Annotated in this window: 13 protein-coding genes; 9 read left to right on the forward strand and 4 right to left on the reverse strand. The window is 72.1% G+C overall.

Translation table 11 applies throughout. The features are described 5' to 3' along the window. Positions 1 to 282: 282 nt before the first annotated feature. From HD596_RS18590 to HD596_RS18605, 4 genes are read right to left on the reverse strand one after another with little or no spacing between them, the layout of a single operon-like run. The gene (locus tag HD596_RS18590; protein WP_185070593.1) at positions 283 to 1,548 is read right to left on the reverse strand and encodes a coproporphyrinogen-III oxidase family protein; all 1,266 of its coding nucleotides are present in this window, start codon (positions 1,546 to 1,548) and stop codon (positions 283 to 285) included. Further along, positions 1,545 to 2,702 carry a cytochrome P450 gene (locus HD596_RS18595; protein ID WP_185070595.1) on the reverse strand — a complete coding sequence of 386 codons (1,158 nt, stop codon included), beginning with the start codon at positions 2,700 to 2,702 and terminating at the stop codon, positions 1,545 to 1,547. The genes HD596_RS18590 and HD596_RS18595 overlap by 4 nt, the downstream gene beginning before the upstream one ends. Beyond that, entirely contained in the window at positions 2,699 to 3,919 is a 1,221-nt protein-coding gene (locus HD596_RS18600) for a cytochrome P450 (RefSeq protein ID WP_313044516.1), read from the reverse strand. The genes HD596_RS18595 and HD596_RS18600 overlap by 4 nt, the downstream gene beginning before the upstream one ends. Positions 3,920 to 3,929: 10 nt before the next feature. After that, on the reverse strand, positions 3,930 to 4,661 hold the full coding sequence (locus HD596_RS18605; protein ID WP_185070597.1) for a TetR/AcrR family transcriptional regulator: 732 nt from the start codon (positions 4,659 to 4,661) through the stop codon (positions 3,930 to 3,932). A 346-nt stretch (positions 4,662 to 5,007) separates the two neighbouring features. Between HD596_RS18605 and HD596_RS18610 the strand changes: the two genes are divergently transcribed. The 9 genes from HD596_RS18610 to rpsL all read left to right on the forward strand — a co-directional run bounded on the left by HD596_RS18610 (position 5,008) and on the right by rpsL (position 16,385). Continuing rightward, positions 5,008 to 5,157 (forward strand): thiomuracin/GE37468 family thiazolyl RiPP peptide, encoded by a 150-nt coding sequence (locus tag HD596_RS18610; protein ID WP_185070599.1) that lies wholly within the window; start codon positions 5,008 to 5,010, stop codon positions 5,155 to 5,157. Positions 5,158 to 5,235: 78 nt separating this feature from the next. Continuing rightward, entirely contained in the window at positions 5,236 to 7,716 is a 2,481-nt protein-coding gene (locus HD596_RS18615; RefSeq protein WP_185070601.1) for a lantibiotic dehydratase, read from the forward strand. Further along, positions 7,713 to 8,528 (forward strand): lantibiotic dehydratase C-terminal domain-containing protein, encoded by an 816-nt coding sequence (locus HD596_RS18620; RefSeq protein ID WP_185070603.1) that lies wholly within the window; start codon positions 7,713 to 7,715, stop codon positions 8,526 to 8,528. Before HD596_RS18615 ends, HD596_RS18620 begins: the two co-directional genes overlap by 4 nt. Next, the gene (locus tag HD596_RS18625; protein ID WP_185070605.1) at positions 8,525 to 9,484 is read left to right on the forward strand and encodes a lantibiotic dehydratase C-terminal domain-containing protein; all 960 of its coding nucleotides are present in this window, start codon (positions 8,525 to 8,527) and stop codon (positions 9,482 to 9,484) included. The genes HD596_RS18620 and HD596_RS18625 overlap by 4 nt, the downstream gene beginning before the upstream one ends. Continuing rightward, the gene (locus HD596_RS18630; protein WP_185070607.1) at positions 9,481 to 10,767 is read left to right on the forward strand and encodes a SagB family peptide dehydrogenase; all 1,287 of its coding nucleotides are present in this window, start codon (positions 9,481 to 9,483) and stop codon (positions 10,765 to 10,767) included. The genes HD596_RS18625 and HD596_RS18630 overlap by 4 nt, the downstream gene beginning before the upstream one ends. Beyond that, positions 10,764 to 12,599 (forward strand): YcaO-like family protein, encoded by a 1,836-nt coding sequence (locus HD596_RS18635; protein WP_185070608.1) that lies wholly within the window; start codon positions 10,764 to 10,766, stop codon positions 12,597 to 12,599. The genes HD596_RS18630 and HD596_RS18635 overlap by 4 nt, the downstream gene beginning before the upstream one ends. Further along, positions 12,592 to 14,436: a TOMM precursor leader peptide-binding protein gene (locus HD596_RS18640; RefSeq protein ID WP_185070610.1), complete on the forward strand. Its 1,845-nt coding sequence runs from the start codon at positions 12,592 to 12,594 to the stop codon at positions 14,434 to 14,436. The genes HD596_RS18635 and HD596_RS18640 overlap by 8 nt, the downstream gene beginning before the upstream one ends. Before the next feature lie 38 nt (positions 14,437 to 14,474). Next, positions 14,475 to 15,701, forward strand: coding sequence for an amidohydrolase (locus tag HD596_RS18645; RefSeq protein WP_313044522.1), 1,227 nt, complete (start codon positions 14,475 to 14,477; stop codon positions 15,699 to 15,701). A gap of 309 nt (positions 15,702 to 16,010) precedes the next feature. Continuing rightward, positions 16,011 to 16,385, forward strand: a complete 375-nt coding sequence (gene rpsL / locus HD596_RS18650) for a 30S ribosomal protein S12 (RefSeq protein ID WP_020542315.1) — start codon at positions 16,011 to 16,013, stop codon at positions 16,383 to 16,385.

Below are 16,385 nucleotides of genomic sequence, written 5' to 3' on the forward strand. Positions count from 1 at the left end.
TGGTGTGCTCCCGTCACACCTCGGCCGCATAGCGAGCACCTGCTGCACGCTGGGCGCCGCGCCGCCGGACGCCGGACCGCGCACGTCGGGCGCAGGCCGCGCTGGCACCGCTGTGCCGTGCCGCTGTCCGCTGTGCTGCCCCGTCGTGCCGTGGCCCGTGGTGCCGTGGCCCGTGGTGCCGTGGCCCGTGGTGCCGTCGTCCGTCGTGCCGTCGTCCGTCGTGCCGCCGTCCGCTGTACCCCGTCTGGCCGTGGCGTGCTGTGTCGCGGGGGCTTGTAGTGGTCAGGGGCCGGGGTGGGGCCGTGCGGGGACGGTGGTGGTGGTCGTGGGGGCTTTGGGGGTGGGTGAGGGGGTCAGGGGGATCAGCTCGTTGGTGGTGGTGTCTGGGGTGGGGATCCAGTTGAGGGCGATGAAGATCTGGGTGATGTCGTCGCGGTGGAGGCGGATGCCGTTGCGGTCGGCGATGACGCGGCCGTGGTCGTTCATGCGTTCGAGGTACGCCATGACCTCGGGGTGAGAGCAGGCCGTGCGGAGGGGGACGCCGGTGCGTTCCTGGTAGAGGCGGGCGTCCAGGCCCTCGGCGGTCGTCAGCGCCTGGGACAGGAAGTGGAGGGTGAGCTGCGGGGAGTCGGCCGGGGCGTTGATGTCGAAGGCCAGCGGGTTGGCGTTGTAGTGGGCCAGCTTGCCCTTCTCGTAGCTCAGGTAGCGGCGGCCGATCAGGGAGTTGGCGCCCGAGCCGAAGCCGATCCAGTCCATGCGGAGCTGGTAGTACGCCTCGTCCGACTGGCAGCGGGGGTGGCCGAAGTAGGACATGGCGTATTCGGGGAAGCCGGCTGCTTCCAGCAGCTCCCTGGCGATGCCGTACGCCTGGAGCTGGAGGTTGAGGTCGAGCTGGGCGCCCCGGTGGACCTGCTTGCGCAGCACCGTGCCGGGGCTGGCGCGGTAGGGGTAGATCGAGAAGTGGTTGATGGGCAGGGTCAGGGCCGTGCGGACCGAGTCGGCGACCTCCTGGCCGGTCTGCCCGGGGAAGCCGACGATCAGGTCGATGTTGATGTTGGTGAAGCCGGCCTCGTGGGCGTTCTGGACGGTGGTGAGGGCCTGGTCGGCGGCATGGGCGCGGCCGAGGCGGCGCAGGCGCGCGTCGTCGAAGGACTGGACGCCGATGCTGATCCGGTTGAAGCCCAACTCGCGCAGGAGGCGTAGTTTGTCCCGGTCGAGGGATTCCGGGCTGCCCTCGATCGTGGCCTCCCTGACCGTGCTCAGGTCGAACTCGGCGGACAGCGTGCCGTACAGGGACTCGATCTCGTGGGGGCCGAGGATGCTGGCCGTGCCGCCGCCCCAGTAGACGATGTCGGGGTGGTAGTGCTCGCGCAGGGCGGGGGCCTGGACGCGGATCTGGGTCCTGATGGCCTCCAGGTACGCGACGCGGCCCGGGCTCTGCTCGCCCAGCCGCAGGTCGCGTACGGGCACCTGGACCACCCAGTCGCAGAAGTGGCACTTGGAGTTGCAGAAGGGGACGTTCGCGTAGATCAGCAGGGGCTTGGTCATGAGGAACCTCTCACGTGCATCTCCCTGACGCCGAAGATCTGGCTCTCGTAGAAGGAGCGCTTTTCGGGGCGGAGCTCGGTGAAGCGGCTCAGCAGGCGCTCCAGCGCGATGCGGCCCTCCAGACGCCCGAGCTGGGCGCCCAGGCAGAAGTGCACGCCGTGGCCGAACGCGAGCTGGCCGGTGAGCTGCCGGTCCAGGTCGAAGCGTTCGGGGTCGGCGAAGTGGCGTTCGTCGTGGTTGGCGGACAGGAGCCAGGCCATGACGAACCTGTTGGCCGGGATGGTCTCGCCGGCCACCCGCACGTCCCGCGTGGTCACCCTGCCCGCCTGCATGAACGGCGAGCGCAGGCGCATGCTCTCCTCCAGCGCCTGGGGGATGAGCGACATATCGGCTCTTGTCCGGTGGGCGGCCTCGGGGGTGTCCGCCAGGCAGAGCACGGTGTTGCCGATCAGCACGGTGGTGGTGACGTGCCCGGCCAGGAGGAGCAGGCTCGCGGTGTTGACGACCTGCTCCGCGTCGAGCCGCTCGCCGTCGATCTCGGCCTGGACGAGGCGGGTGAGCAGGTCGTCCCTGGGACGGGTACGGCGGTCCGCGCAGTGTTCGCGCAGGTAGTCGTTCATCTCCGCCATGGCCGCCGCCACCCGCCCGGCCAGCGACGGATCGGCGAAGTCGGGCACCTGGAGCGACATGAGCCGGTCCGACCAGGTGCGGAACAGGTCGCGGTCGGACGGCGGCACGCCGAGCAGCTCGGCGACGACGGTGACGGGCAGGGGATAGGCCAGGCTCTCGACCAGGTCGAAGTCGGGGCCGGGCAGGGCGTCGAGGAGCTCGTCGGCGATCGCGGCGATGCGGGGTTCGAGGGCCGCGACGGAGCTCGGGGTGAAGGCGGCGGTGATGAGGCGGCGCTGGTGGCGGTGTTCGGGCGGGTCGATCATCGTGATGCCGCCCTGGCCGAACGGCTGCCGTCCCATCAGCCTGGTCCGGTCGGAGGAGAACCGCTCGTGGTCCGCCAGAACAGCGCGTACGTCGTCGTAGCGGAAGACGTGGTACATCCCATAGGAATCCCGCCAGACCGGGTGCGCATCGCGCATCTCGCGCAGCCAGGCGAACAGGGACGCTCCGCCGTCCGCGACCGAAGGTGGCCCTGCCGTCATCGGGGCGCCCGCTTGACGCGTACCGGCAGGCTCTTGACGCCGAACATGGGGTCCTCGTAGTACGACAGCTCCGCGTCCGGGTCGATCTCGACCTGCTCGAACCGGTCGAACACCAGCTCCAGCGCCACCTTCCCCTCCACCCTCGCCAGCGGCGCGCCCAGGCAGAAGTGGATGCCGTGGCCGAAGGCGTACTGGCGGTTGGGCTGGCGGCCGGGGTCGAGCCGGTACGGGTCGGGGAACTGGCGCTCGTCGTAGTTCGCGGACAGCAGCCAGTTGATGACCATGGAACCGGCCGGGATCGGCGTGCCGTCGATCTCGACGTCGGCCGTGGGGAGCCGGGCGGCCTGGGTGAGCGGCGGGCGCAGCCTGAGCACCTCCTCGAAGGCGGGCGCGATCAGCTCCCGGTCGGCCCGTACGGCGCTCTCGACGCCGGGCGCGTCACGGAAGCACAGGAACGCGTTGCCCAGCGCCATCGTGCTGGTGATCTGCCCGGCGAGCAGCAGCAGGCAGGCGGAGTTGACGATCTCGGCGTCGGTGAGCCGGTCGCCGTCCACCTCGGCCGCGACCAGCCGGCTGACCAGGTCGTCCTGCGGACGGGTGCGGCGCTCGCGCACGTGGGTGAGGACGTATTCCCCCATTTCGCGCATGGCCTGGCCGACCATCCGGCCGATCTCGATGTCCCGCGGGTCCTCGACGTGCAGGGCGACCAGCCGGTCGGCCCAGGTGCGGAACAGCTCGCGGTCGTGGATCGGGATGCCGAGCAGCTCGGCGATCACCATCACGGGCAGCGGGTGGGCGATCTTCTCGACGAGGTCGAACTCGTCCTCGTCGATCTCGTCCAGCAGCGCCGTGGTGAGCTCGGCGATCCGCGGCACCATGTCCGACGACATTTTCGGGGTGAACGCCTGGCTGATGAGTTTGCGGAGCTTTCGGTGCTCCGGCGGGTCGGTGAGCATCAGGCTGCCCGCGCTGAACGGATCGCCGCCGGGCCGGAGCCGGTTGATGTCAGAGGAGAACATCGCATAGTCCGACATCACCCGCTGTACGGACGTATGCCGGAAAACGTGGAAGATGCCGAATACGTCGCGCCAGACCGGTTGCTCGTCCCGCATCGTGCCGAGCCACTTGAGGAGAGCCTGGCCGCCGTCCTTGATACGCGGCCGGGAGTCGATCGGCATCGTCATCGTCGGGTCCGGCGGGACGTGTGTCTCGTTCACAATTGACTCCTCAGACGGAGGCGGCCTGGGGCTGGGGGATGAGTTTCGCCCGATATTTCGCCGCGGCGCCGTCGAAGATCTCGACGGTACGGCGGGCGGGGTCGGTCAGTTCTTCGGCCGGGACCTGGTCAGCAGGTTCGAAAGAGCTCCTGATGAGGCCGGCCAGGCTGTCGGCGTGAGCCGCCAGATCGGGTTTCGCCCCGGCGATCTCGGCGTGCAGGTGAAGTTTGATGAAACCGGAAAGCAGGGCGTCGAGCGCGAAACCGTGGGAGGGATCCCACATTCCGCTCCCGTGGAGCATCCGGAGATAATCGCGAAATGGCGTGAACGTGGTGAATCGATAGCACTGGAAGCCGAGCTGTGGATCGTCGCAGGCCCTTCCGAGGGTTTCCTTGTCATAGGTGTAGAGCGCTCGGAAGAGTGGATACCTGAACACGAGCGTGAACAGTTCGCGGGAGAACTCCGAGAGCCGCGCGACGGCAGGGCGAAGCACCGCTATTCGCGAAATATCCTGGCAGACTCCGATAATTTCCTGGATGACGAGCGTTCTTATGAGATCGTCTTTCGTGTCCCAGCTGAGATAAATGGTGCCCTTGCCGATGTCCGCCCGCCGGGCGATCTCGTCCATCGTGGTCCGCTTGTAGCCGGATCGCAGGAGCAGGCTCCTGGTGACGTCCAGGGTCCGGCGTACGCGATCGTCGCTGGTCCTGGCACCCGTGCTGCGCGTCGAGACGGTGCTCATGGCTGGATGGCTCCTTCCCCGTAAGAGCTGGTGCGCATGAACCGGTATTCCCTACCGGCTAGGGGGATTTTCGGGTGAGATGCGCTCTGGGCCCGTCAGAGCTGGAGATTTCGAAGATATTCGAAATGCTCCGATTTCAACAGTCAGGTGCCCCCTCCCTGGCCGGCTGACCGATTTTCGATTTTAGTCAGCCAGTTTCGGATTCTTGACCGCGTTCCATATGTACACCTAGCGTCGGCGATGTCGCAAGGGTGTTCCTATACCAGGCGATGACCTCCGTGCGATGCACATCAGTGCGTTTGCCTGGAATGTCGATGGGGCGTTTACCCCCGGAAGGAGAGTCCGCATGGACCTCAGCGATCTGCCCATGGACGTCTTCGAACTCGCCGATGACGGTGTTGCGGTCGAGTCCCTTACTGCTGGTCACGGCATGACCGAAGTGGGAGCTTCGTGTAACTGCTTCTGCTACATCTGCTGCTCCTGCTCGAGCGCCTGACGCGGTACGCGGGCGCCGCCGCGGCGGCGCCCGCGCCTGTTGCCTTTTGGCGCCAATAAAGCGAATGGGGCTCATGTAATGGCGGTTATTGAGCGGGAAGAAAGCGACGGCCCGCCGGTCGCTGTCCGCACGTGCGGGGTCGCGGCCGCGGAGCTGGAATCCCTGCGATGGGACGAGTCCTACGCGCTGGTGACCCGGCTGCTCGCCAAGACCGCCCGGGTGGCGGCGGACGGGCGGCGGCTGGCCGTGGCGCTCGGTGACGTCATCGGAGGGCTCGGCACGTCCGGGTCCCGGCCCGTCCTCGTGGGGCTGCGGCGGGCGCTGCACACCGGGCGCCTTCCCGCCGGGCGCGAGTGGGGGCCCGAGGCCGGGGCGGCGCTGCCGTACGGGCTGAGGGGTGAGGTGGAGGAGTGGGTACGGCGTGCGCACGAGTGCGCCGGGCTGCGCGCCCGCCTGCCCGAGGTCGTCGCCCGGGAGTCCCTGGAGAAGGAGGAACGGCTGCGTGCCGCCGCGGCCGACCCCGCCTTCCGCAGGGGGCTGGCGCTGGCCGGCGGCGAGCTGGCGGTCGACCTGGAGACGTGGCTCGCGGACCCTGCGCGGCGCCCCAAGCAGCAGAAGCTGCTCAGGCTGGCCAAATACCTGGTCAGGGCGGCCGTGAAGACCAGCCCGTACAGCACGTTCACGAGCACCGGGCGGGCGGTGTGGGGCGGTGGCGAGCGGCACGTGGAGCGCGTGGTGCCGGTGCTGGAACTCGACGGTATCCAGACGTTCTCGGACGATCGGGTCAGGGTGAATCCTTCGGTCACCGTCGCGGGTGGCATGGCGGAGTTCATCGGGCCGCCTCCCGGGGAGGCGCTGGTGTCCATCGGGGTGACGGAGGCGGTGGCCGCGTGCCTGCGCGTCGCGGAGGGCGGGGAGTGGGTGCCGCGGGGCCGGTTCGCCGAGGCGCTGGGCGCCGAGCCTGCCGCAGTCACGAAATTTCTTGACAAGTTGCTTACGGTTGGGCTCCTGGAGGCCCGCCCGGACGACGCTCCGCCCCCGGACCTGCTGGCCGGGATCCGGCGCACGGAACGCGCCACCGACCCGTCCACCTTCCGCCAGGAACTCGGCCGGCTGATCGCCACCGCCCACGCCTGTCGCGCCGCCTGCGCTGATATGGCCAAGAACGTCGCCCCTGCCGGCCGCGCCATTCGGGGCGATGGCGATGGCGGCGCTGGTGGCGACGGCGGTGTGGGGCGGGCGGTGGTGCACGAGGTCGCGGTCTGCGTCGAGCCCGTGGCCCGGCTTGACCTGGCGCGATGGCGTGACGGTCTCGCCGATCTCGACGTCGTACGCCGCTGGCTGGCCGTTTTCGACGCCAAGCACCCCATGCGCCTCGCGGTCGCCGCCTACCTCACCACCCGGTACGGCCCCGACCCGGCCGTCCCCTTCCTCACCCTCCACCGCCACATCCAGCGCGAACTGGCCGGCACCGGCCCGGCAGGCCGGGAGCTGCGCGCGTTCCTCGGCTCGTCGGCCGCCTGGACCCAGCCGCTGGCCGCCTCCACCCTGCCCCGGATCCGGGAGCTGGAGCGCCTCAGAGCCGAGGCGAGAAGCCTGGCGCTCGACGCGGAGGACCCCGACGGCACCTGCCGCGTCACCCCCGGACAGCTGGCCGCGCAGCTGGAGTCGTGGCCGTCCTGGATCGCGATCCCCGCCTCCTCGGCCTGCTACGTACAGGCGGTGGCCGACGCCCTGGTGCTCAACGTCGTCCACGGCGGGCACGGCCGAGCCCTGCGCAGGCTCGACCACCTCGTCGAACGCGCCGGCGGCCACCCCGAGCCGCCCCGGCTCCAGGACCCGGACGGCGCGGTCTACGCCGAGTTCTCCGGCGACCTGGGCTCCACGCTCAACGCGCGCCCGCCGAGCACCCGATACGAGATCGACTACCCCCACTCGCCCGGCACGCGCCCGCCCGACCTGCGGCTGCCGCTCACGGACCTGCACGTGACGCTCTGCCCGGACAGCGGCCTGCCCGAGCTGCGTTCCAAGCGGCTCGGCCGCCGGGTCGTGCCGTTGCACCTCGGGCTGGCCGCCGAGTTCCGGCTTCCGCCGGCCGCGCGGTTCATCGAACGCGTCTTCGGCCCCGGCTACCTGCTCCATCCCAGCTCGCCGCCGCTGGTGCGGATGGGCCGGGTCCCGTCGGAGGTCACCCGATATCCACGCGTGGAGGCCGGGCGCGTGGTGGTGCAGCGGCGTCGCTGGCTGGCGCCCGCGGCCGCGCTGCCGGTGCGCGCGAAGGGCGAGGGCGACGCGGCGTACCTCACGCGGCTGATCGCCTGGGCGGACGAGTACGGCGTACCGCACCGATCGTTCGTCCGCGCCTGGCCGGAGCAGACGGGCCAGGCGGGGCAAGACAAGGCGCGCAAACCACTCTTCCTTGACCTGGCGAACCTGTTCCTGGTCAAGAACTTCGAGCGGCAGATACGCGGCTGCGCGTTCGCGCTCTTCGAGGAGGCGCTGCCCGACCCGGGGCCGGAGCGGGTGACCGAATACCTGATCGAGGTGGGAGGCCGATGAGCTGGGTGAGCGTGCACGTCTTCTCGCAGGGGCCGCTCGACGACATGATCACGGGCCTGGCCGGGCCGCTCCTCGGCGACGACGGCTTCTTCCTGCGCTACTGGGAGGGCGGCCCGCATCTGCGGATCAGGGTCAGGTCCCACCCGGCGGAGCACGTCGTCGAGCGGGCCGAGGCGTATCTGCGCGAGCACCCGTCGGAGGCGGTGATCGACCCGGAGGAGTACGCCAGGCTCGCCGCGACCCTCGCCGCCCGGGAAGGCGTCCCCGGCTATACGCGGCGCCTCTATCCGAACGACTCCGCCCACCTCATCCCGTACCGGCCGGAACACGACCGCTACGGCACGGGCCGCTCGCTCGACGCCGTGGAGCGGCACTTCCACGACTCCAGCGTGATCGCACTCCAGTTGATCGAGGCGGGGCTCGGGCACGAGCGGCGGAGCGTGGCGTGGCTGACCATGCTGCTGGTCGCCTGGCAGGTAGCGGGGGAGGGCACGGCGTTCGGTCCGCCGGCTGACGCCGGGGTGCAGGTGGCCCCCGAGCGGATGTCGGCGCTGGTCGAGCATGCCAGGGCGGTGACGCAGGCGCCTGCGCCGGATGAGCCCCGGGGCGTGGTGGCCGCCTGGTACGCCTCGATCGCGCGGCTGGCGGAGGAACTGGGGGCGGCGGGGTTCGACGCGGGGCGGACGGGGGCGACGGTCGATCTGGCCGCGCATCTGCTGGCCAACAGGCTGGGGATCCGGGTGCAGGAGGAGGCCCGGCTGCGTCACCTGGCGTCCCGGGCCACGAGGGAGTCGGAGGTGGGGGTCGGATGACCTGGACGCGGCTGCGGGTGGACTATCACGACGGCCCGATGGACGATCTCGTCCTGGACGCGCTCCGACCGGCCTGGCATGAAATACGGGGATATTTCCTGCGCCACTGGGTGCGCGGCCCCCACCTGCGGATCTTCGTGGACGGCGACGCGACGCGGATCGTCCGGGCGGTCGAGCGCCACCTGGCCGCCCACCCGTCCGCCGGCACCACCGACCCGCAGGCGCTGCTCCCCCTGCACGAGCGCCTGGCCGAGCTGGAAGGCGAACCAGGCCCGCTGCTGCCATGGGCGCCCGACAACACCCTCGCCGTCGAACCCGCAGGACTCGACACCGAGCTCGACCGGTTCCTCGCGGACTTCCACGCCGACACCACCGAGGCCGCGTTCGACGCCCTCGACCGGGTCAGAGCCGGCACACCGCTGCCCGGCATCGCCTTCGACCTGGTGGTCGCCACCGCGCACGACCTGTCGGAGGGCGGCCTGCCCGCCGCCAGGACCTCGCTGCGCTCGCACGCCGAAGCGTACCTGTCACGCCTGCCGGGAAGCGTCCGCGCCACGTGGCAGGCGCACTACGAACGCAACAGGGAGCCGCTCACCGCCAGGATCAAGGCGCTGACCGGCGCCGGAGAGCCCGGCGCGTGGCTGCGTATGATCCGGGCCACCCGCGACCGGGGCCGTACCCTCATCGACGAGGGACGGCTGAGCCTCGGCTACGCCACCGACGGCCCTTCCAAACGGCCCCCGCTCGCCGCGGTCTCCCCCTTCCACCGGAACCTGGAGACCGACGAACGCTGGCTCGCCCTGAAGGACACCCCCGCCTTCGCCGCCTACCGCCTGGCCCTGAACTGCGCGTACCTCCACCTCACCAGGCTCGGCCTCGCGCCCGACCAGCGCTTCCTCATCTGCCACCTCGCCGCGAACGCCGCCGACGACCTCTACCGGGCCGCGGCCTCATGACCGGGGAACGGTACGAGCTGCGCGCCGGTGTGCACCTCGCCCGGCTGGACGCGGGGATCCGCCTGTTCGCCTGGCCGCACGCCGAGACCCTCGGCGAACTCACGCGGGACGAGCTCGACCTGCTCCGCGACCTGGCCGCCGGACCCCGCACGGCCGGGGGAGCGCTCGTCGAACGGCTGCGCGCCGGAGGCTGGCTCAAGATCACGATCACCCGGGACGGCGTGCCCCTCTACACGCTCGACCCGCTGCGCCCGCCGCCGCCACGGCCGGCGGTGCCGGCGCGGCCGGTGCTGTCCAGGTTCGCCACGCTGCGGCGCGAGGGGGAGGCGCTGGTCGCTAGCTCCCCGCTGGCCTGGTGCGACCTGTACGTCCACGACCCCGGCCTGGTCGGCGACGTGGTCAGGCCCGGCGGCGAGGTCCTGGCCGACCTGGTGTGGGCCGGGCTGGCCGTGCCCGAGGAGGCCGAGGAACGGGAGCTGCGGTTCCGGCAGTGGGCGCCGCACGAGCTGGAGTTCCACGACCGGAGCCGGGTGGGTCACCGCGGCTACCTGGGCGACGGGTTCGGCGGGACGTTCTGGGCCCGCGGCCGGTTCGACCCGCTGCCGGCCAGGCCCCGGCCCTACCCCGGCCGGGCGATCGAGCTGCCCGCGCCCGACCTGGACGAGCTGCGGCTCAAGGACCCCTCGCTCACGGACGTGCTGGAGGGCCGCAGGTCCGTTCGCGAGCACGACGACGAGCGGCCGATCACCCTCGGCCTGCTCGGCGAGCTGCTGTACCGCACGGCCAGGGTGCGGGAGTGCTGGACGGCCGAGGGCGTCGAGTACGCCCGCAAGCCGTACCCGTCCGGAGGGTCCGTCTACGAGCTGGAGGTCTACCCCGTCGTCAGGAACGTGGCCGGGCTCGAACCCGGCATGTACCACTACGACGGGCACGACCATGTGCTCAGGCCGGTACGCGAGGCCCGCCATCCCGCCGTCCGCCGGCTGCTGACCGTCGCCGGGCACGGCGCCGCCACCGGCCGCCGCCCCCAGGTCCTGCTCGCGGTCTCCAGCCGCGCCGGCCGGCTGCTGTGGAAGTACGAAGGCATGGGGTACGCGCTGACGCTCAAGCACGTGGGCGTGCTCTACCAGACGCTCTACTGCGTGGCCACGGCGATGGGCCTGGCGGCCTGCGGGCTCGGCAGCGGCGACTCGGCCGCGTTCGCCGAGGCGACCGGGCGGGACCCGCTGGAGGAGTGCGCGGTCGGCGAATTCATGATCGGAACCGCGGAGGCACCACGTTGAACGACTTCAGGCCCAGACTCCCCGCCGGCATCCGCTTCGCGCCCACCTCCGGCGGTGTCGCCTTCCTCACCCGCGAAGGCGTCGTGCGGATGAACGGGGCCTCCGTCCACCTGTGGGTGGAGCGGCTGGCCGGGCACCTCGACGGGAGCAGGACCGTGGCCGAGCTGACCGCGGAGCTGCCCGACGAGCGGCGGGCGTTCGTGACGAGCCTGCTGACCACGCTGCGCGAGCGCGGGCTCGTGGAGGACGCGGGGGAGCGCGGCGTGCTGCCCGTGGCGGCCGGCGCCACGTGCTCGCTGCTGGCCGACGCGGACCGGTTCGGCGAGCTGGCGCCCGCCCTGGCCGACGCCATGCGCAGGCTGGGGCTGGAAGTGCTGCGAGAGCCGTCGGGCGGGGCGCTCGTGCACGTCGCGGCGGCCGACGCGGACGGGCTGGCCGCCGCCGGGCGCCTCGACCGGCTGAGCGCCGAGCGCGGGCTGCCCATCGGGCACGTGCTGCTGCGCGAGGGCGAGGCGTGGTGGAGCGAGACCGGCGTCGTCGGGCGCGACGTCCCGCCGTGGGCGGCCGGGTGGCGGCGGCTGGCGGCCATGGAGGCCGTCCCGCCTACCCCCGGGCACGTCTCCGTCTCGCCCGTCGCCGCTGCCGTGGTCGCCGGGCAGGTGGTGGCGGACCTGGGGCGCTACCTGTCCGGAACGCCCCGCGTGTCCGGCGGTCCGCGCCTGCACGTGGTGGATCTGGACGGGTTCGGCACGCGTACGCACTCCTTCCTGCCGCACCTGTCGGCGCTGCCGCCCGGCACCGGGGCGAGCGCGGGGGCGCTCGGCGAGGAGGAGTTCTCGCGGAGGGCGGCCAGGTTGATGGACTCGCGGACGGGGGTGTTCGCCGAGATCGAGGAGGGGGAGTACGGGCAGCTCCCGCTGCACGTGTCGGTGACCACGGTGGCCGATCCGATGGGGACCCTCGGGGGTGCGCGGGCGCGGGTGATCGGCGTGGGGGCGGACTTCGCCGCCGCGCGATACCGGGCGGCGCTGAAGGCACTGACCGTGCACGGACTGCTCGCCCTCGACCCCCGCCGCCTGGTCACGGCCGAAGGGACGCCACTCACAGGGGTGGAGGAGCGGCCGGACGACGGCCTCCTGGACGGCCTTTCGGACGGCCTCCTGGGCGGCCCGCTGGTGAGGGACGTCGCGGCGGGACGGGTCGAGGCGTTCGTGCGCGGCCGTGACCTCGTCGAGGGCGGCGAGGTGCTGCTGCCCGCCCGCGCGGTGTTCCTCGATCCGCACGCCACCGGGGCAGCCGCCGGTTACTCGGCCGAGGAGGCGCTGGTCGCGGCGTTACTGGACCACTGCGCGGCGCTGGCCGGGTTCGACGGGCCGCTGCCGCCCGTGGACGTGGGCGGCGCGCGGGCGGCCGACGGCGAGACCGCGCGGTCGGCGGCGCTGCTGGACGCGATCGGGCTGCCGTACCGGGTGCTGGACGCCACCGGCCCGTCGGGCGTGCCCGTGTACGCGGGGACGCTCGGCGGGCGGCTGGTGGCGCGGGCGGCGGGCGTCACGCCCCTGGCCGCGCTGCGGGCCACGCTCGAAGGGATCCTGGCCGCGTACCAGGGCATTCCGAACCCCGCGCCCCTGCCCGACCTGTGCCCGGCCGTCGCGCAGGAGCCGCCGGTCGTCCTCGACCCGGAGGCGGCCGGGCTCGGCGCCGGTGAGCTCGCCGCCGCCCTGGCCGGGCCCGGGCTGCGGGTCAGCGCCGTTCCGCTGGATCACGACCGGGAGGTACACGCGCTCATGCCGCACGTCGTCCGCGTCGTCACGGAGCCGCTCCATGGCTGAGGTCGTGGGGACGGGCCTGCTGGCCGAGGAGATCACGCTCGCGCTGAAGGACCGCGACGGGCGGGCAGAGGTGACGATCAGCGCCTGCGACGGCTGGGCGCGCGGCCCCCGGCGCGACGGGGCCGCGTGGCTGCCCGTGTGGGTCGAGTACGGGGTCGCCGTCATCGGGCCGCTGGAACGGCCCGGCGAACCCGGCTGCGTGACCTGCTTCGAGACCCGCCAATTCCGGGTCAGGACCGACAGCGCCGATCGGGCCGCCGTCCTGGCCGTCCACGGCCCCGAACTCGCCGAGCGGGCCTCCCCGTACCTCGGCCGCCTGGCCGCCCGCACGATCGCGGCCCTGGCCGCGCACGCCGCCGAGGGCCCCGGGTGCGCCGTCTGGTACGTCGACCTGTGCACGCTCACCGCCGAACGCCACACGTTCCTGCCGGAACCCCACTGCCCCGACTGCGGCGACCTGCCGGACGACGACCGCGCGTCCGCCGCCTTCGAGCCCGGCGCCGCCCCGCGACCTCCCGGCTACCGGGTCAGGGACGTGTCGGCCGAGCACAGTGCGCTGCTCGACACGTACGTGGACGGCGAATGCGGGCTGATCAGGCCCCTCGTCCGGGACACGCTCGGCGGCCTGGTGATCGCCGGGGCGATGCTGCCGCTGCGGTTCGAGGGCGGTGCGGAGCCCGGCGTGGGCCGCACCCGCGGCTACCGGGCCAGCGAGGTCACCGCCGTGCTCGAAGCGCTCGAACGGTGGGGCGGCGTCGAGCCCGGCGGCAAGCGCACCCGCGTGCGGGCCTCCTACGCGGAGGTGGCCGCGGACGCGCTCGACCCGCGAACGCTGGGCGAGCACGACACCTCGTCCTACGAGAGGGAGGGGTTCGCGTTCCGGCCGTTCGCCGAGGACGCCGTCTGCGACTGGGTGTGGGGGTACTCCTTCGCCCGGCGCGCGCCGATCCTCGTGCCGGAGAGCCTGGCCTATTACTACGTACGGGGGCGGGAGCGGCCGTTCCTGTTCGAGATCTCGAACGGGTGCGCGCTCGGCGGCAGCATGGCCGAGGCCCTGCTCTACGGGCTGCTGGAGACGGTCGAGCGGGACGCCTTCCTCATGACCTGGTACGGGCGGCTCCCCGTGCCGCGGATCGACCCCGGTACGGCACGGGATCGCACCATCCCGCTCCAGGCCGCCGCGATCACCGCGGAGACCGGTTACCGGGTCGAGCTGTACGACACGACGATGGAGCACGGCATCCCCAGCGTGTGGGCGATGGGCGTGCGGCAGGACGGCGACCCGGGCAGGCCGCGCATGGTGTGCGCCGCCGGGGCCCACCTGGCGCCGGAGAAGGCCGTGCTCAGCGCGCTGAGCGAGCTGGGGCCGCTGCTGGCCGATCTGATCCGGCGATATCCGGACGAGGTCCACCGAGCCCAGGAGATGGTGACAAATCCTGATCTGGTGGCCACGATGCACGACCACTCCACCCTGTACGGCGCGGACGCGGCCTTCGACCGGCTCTCGTTCCTGACCGGCGGCACGGGCGTGCGACGCCTGCCCGACATGGAGGCGTTCACCGTGTCCGGTGATCTCGACGTCACGCGCGTGGTGGACCGCTTCCTCGCCGAGGGGATGGACGTCGTCGTCATCGACCAGACCACGCCGGAGCACCGGGCCTGCGGTTTCTCCTGCGTCAAGGTGCTGGTGCCCGGCACGCTCCCGATGACCTTCGGCCACCGCAACCGCAGGGTGCGCGGCCTGACCCGCCCGCTGGAGGTGCCGTACCGGCTCGGCCACCGCGCCGCGCCCCTGACCCCCGCCGACCTGAACCCCGACCCGCACCCCTTCCCATGACCGCCGAGCCGTCTGCTACGCCGCCCGAGCCGTCTTCTGTGACCGCTGAGCTGCGTGACCTGGCGATCTTCCGTGCCGACCTGCACGCCCACCCCGAGCTGTCCTGGCAGGAGGCCAGGACGGCCGATCGCCTGGCGGGGCGGCTGGCGGCGGCCGGGTACGAGGTCACGACCGGGGTGGGCGGCCATGGCGTGGTCGGGAGGCTGTGCCGCGGCGACGGGGTCACGGTCATGCTCAGAGCCGAGCTGGACGCGCTCCCCGTCAAGGAGGAGACCGGCCTGTCATACGCCAGCACCGCCACCGCGACGACCCCCGACGGCAGGACGGTGCCGGTCTCCCACGCCTGCGGCCACGACCTCCACCTCGCCTGCCTGGCCGGCGCCGCCCGGCGGCTGGCCGCCTGCGACGACTGGCGGGGCACGGTGCTCGTGGTCGGCCAGCCCGCCGAGGAGACGCTGGAGGGTGCCGCCGCGATGCTCGCCGACGGCCTGTACGAGCGGTTCGGCGTCCCGGACGTGGCGCTGGCCCAGCACGTCTCGCCGTTCCCCGCGGGCCTGATCGCCTACCCGCAGCCGCCCACCGCGGCCGGCGCCGAACTCCGCGTCGTCGTCACGGGGGACGGCGGCCACGCCGGGGACATCGGCTGGGCCGGTCAGGTCGGGCAAGCCGGAGACGTTGGCCGGGACGTGGGGCGCAATCCGGTCGTGGCCGTCGCCGCGCTCGTCCACCGGCTCGATCAGACGGCGTTCGACCAGGCGGTCGTCACCGTGGGGACGTTGCACGCGGGCGAGCGCCCCAACGTGATCCCCACCCTCGCCGAGGCGGGGATCACGGTCAGGGCCGCGACGGTGGAGGCGGTGACCCGGGCCGTCGCCCGCGTCGCCCGGCTGGCGGAGGAGACGGCGGGAGCCGGCGTCATCGTGGTCTCCAGGGTGCCGCCCGGCGTGAACGACCCCACCGCCACCGCCCTGGTCCGCCGGGCCCACGAGGCCGCGCTCGGCACGGTCGTCACCGCCCCCGGCGGCTCGGCCTGCGAGGACTTCCCCCTCTACGGGGTGCCCTCCGTCTACTGGTACGTGGGCGCCGCCCCACCCACCGGCCAGGTCGGACGCCCGCATACCGGGACTTTCCGCCCCGATCCCGTGCCCACGCTGAGGGCAGGGGTCACCGCCATGCAAACGGCCGCCCTGGCAGTCCTCGCGAACGCGTCACAGTCCGCCCCTCCATCCCGATATCATGGACCCGGAGCAGTAGCCGAGCACTGATGAAAACGGTCTCGGCGTCCTGGAGTGGCAAGGCTTGTCCGCTTTGCCGCGCCGCTTTGACGTGTCGCAGAGGCCTGGGTAGTCTTGAGCTTCGTGCCCGTCTCTAGCGGGCTCTCGACCGTGCGCTCATTACGGGCGCGGGACGGCTTCCTGGCTCGTAAACCTCGCGGGACGTCTGCGTGAACAGCGCGACACGCCCGAGCGCGGGGGCACCGGGACAAGGAAAATCAGCAGGTCATGACACCGGCAGTACCTGCGAAATGCATCACAACTGACGAAACACCGGCCAAGGCACGAAACGGAGTGGCAGTGCCCACTATTCAGCAGTTGGTCCGCAAGGGCCGGCAGGACAAGGTCTCGAAGACCAAGACTCCTGCCCTCAAGGGGAGTCCGCAGCGGCGCGGCGTGTGCCAGCGCGTGTACACCACGACCCCGAAGAAGCCCAACTCGGCACTGCGCAAGGTGGCCCGCGTTCGACTCACGAACGGCATCGAGGTCACGGCCTACATCCCGGGTGTGGGTCACAACCTGCAGGAGCACTCCATCGTGCTCGTGCGTGGCGGTCGTGTGAAGGACCTGCCCGGTGTTCGCTACAAGATCATCCGCGGTTCGCTCGACACCCAGGGTGTCCGCAACCGCAAGCAGGCCCGCAGCCGCTACGGCGCGAAGAAGGAGAAGAGCTAA

Source organism: Nonomuraea jabiensis (genome assembly GCF_014204795.1).
GTDB classification, from domain to species: Bacteria; Actinomycetota; Actinomycetes; order Streptosporangiales; family Streptosporangiaceae; genus Nonomuraea; species Nonomuraea jabiensis.

What these genes read in the sequence shown, in the direction of transcription:
- HD596_RS18590 (WP_185070593.1), bottom strand. Translation starts at nt 1,548, where the DNA reads ATGACCAAGCCCCTGCTGATCTACGCGAACGTCCCCTTCTGCAACTCC.
- HD596_RS18595 (WP_185070595.1), bottom strand. Translation starts at nt 2,702, where the DNA reads ATGACGGCAGGGCCACCTTCGGTCGCGGACGGCGGAGCGTCCCTGTTC.
- HD596_RS18605 (WP_185070597.1), bottom strand. Translation starts at nt 4,661, where the DNA reads ATGAGCACCGTCTCGACGCGCAGCACGGGTGCCAGGACCAGCGACGAT.
- HD596_RS18610 (WP_185070599.1), top strand. Translation starts at nt 5,008, where the DNA reads ATGGACCTCAGCGATCTGCCCATGGACGTCTTCGAACTCGCCGATGAC.
- HD596_RS18615 (WP_185070601.1), top strand. Translation starts at nt 5,236, where the DNA reads ATGGCGGTTATTGAGCGGGAAGAAAGCGACGGCCCGCCGGTCGCTGTC.
- HD596_RS18620 (WP_185070603.1), top strand. Translation starts at nt 7,713, where the DNA reads ATGAGCTGGGTGAGCGTGCACGTCTTCTCGCAGGGGCCGCTCGACGAC.
- HD596_RS18625 (WP_185070605.1), top strand. Translation starts at nt 8,525, where the DNA reads ATGACCTGGACGCGGCTGCGGGTGGACTATCACGACGGCCCGATGGAC.
- HD596_RS18630 (WP_185070607.1), top strand. Translation starts at nt 9,481, where the DNA reads ATGACCGGGGAACGGTACGAGCTGCGCGCCGGTGTGCACCTCGCCCGG.
- HD596_RS18640 (WP_185070610.1), top strand. Translation starts at nt 12,592, where the DNA reads ATGGCTGAGGTCGTGGGGACGGGCCTGCTGGCCGAGGAGATCACGCTC.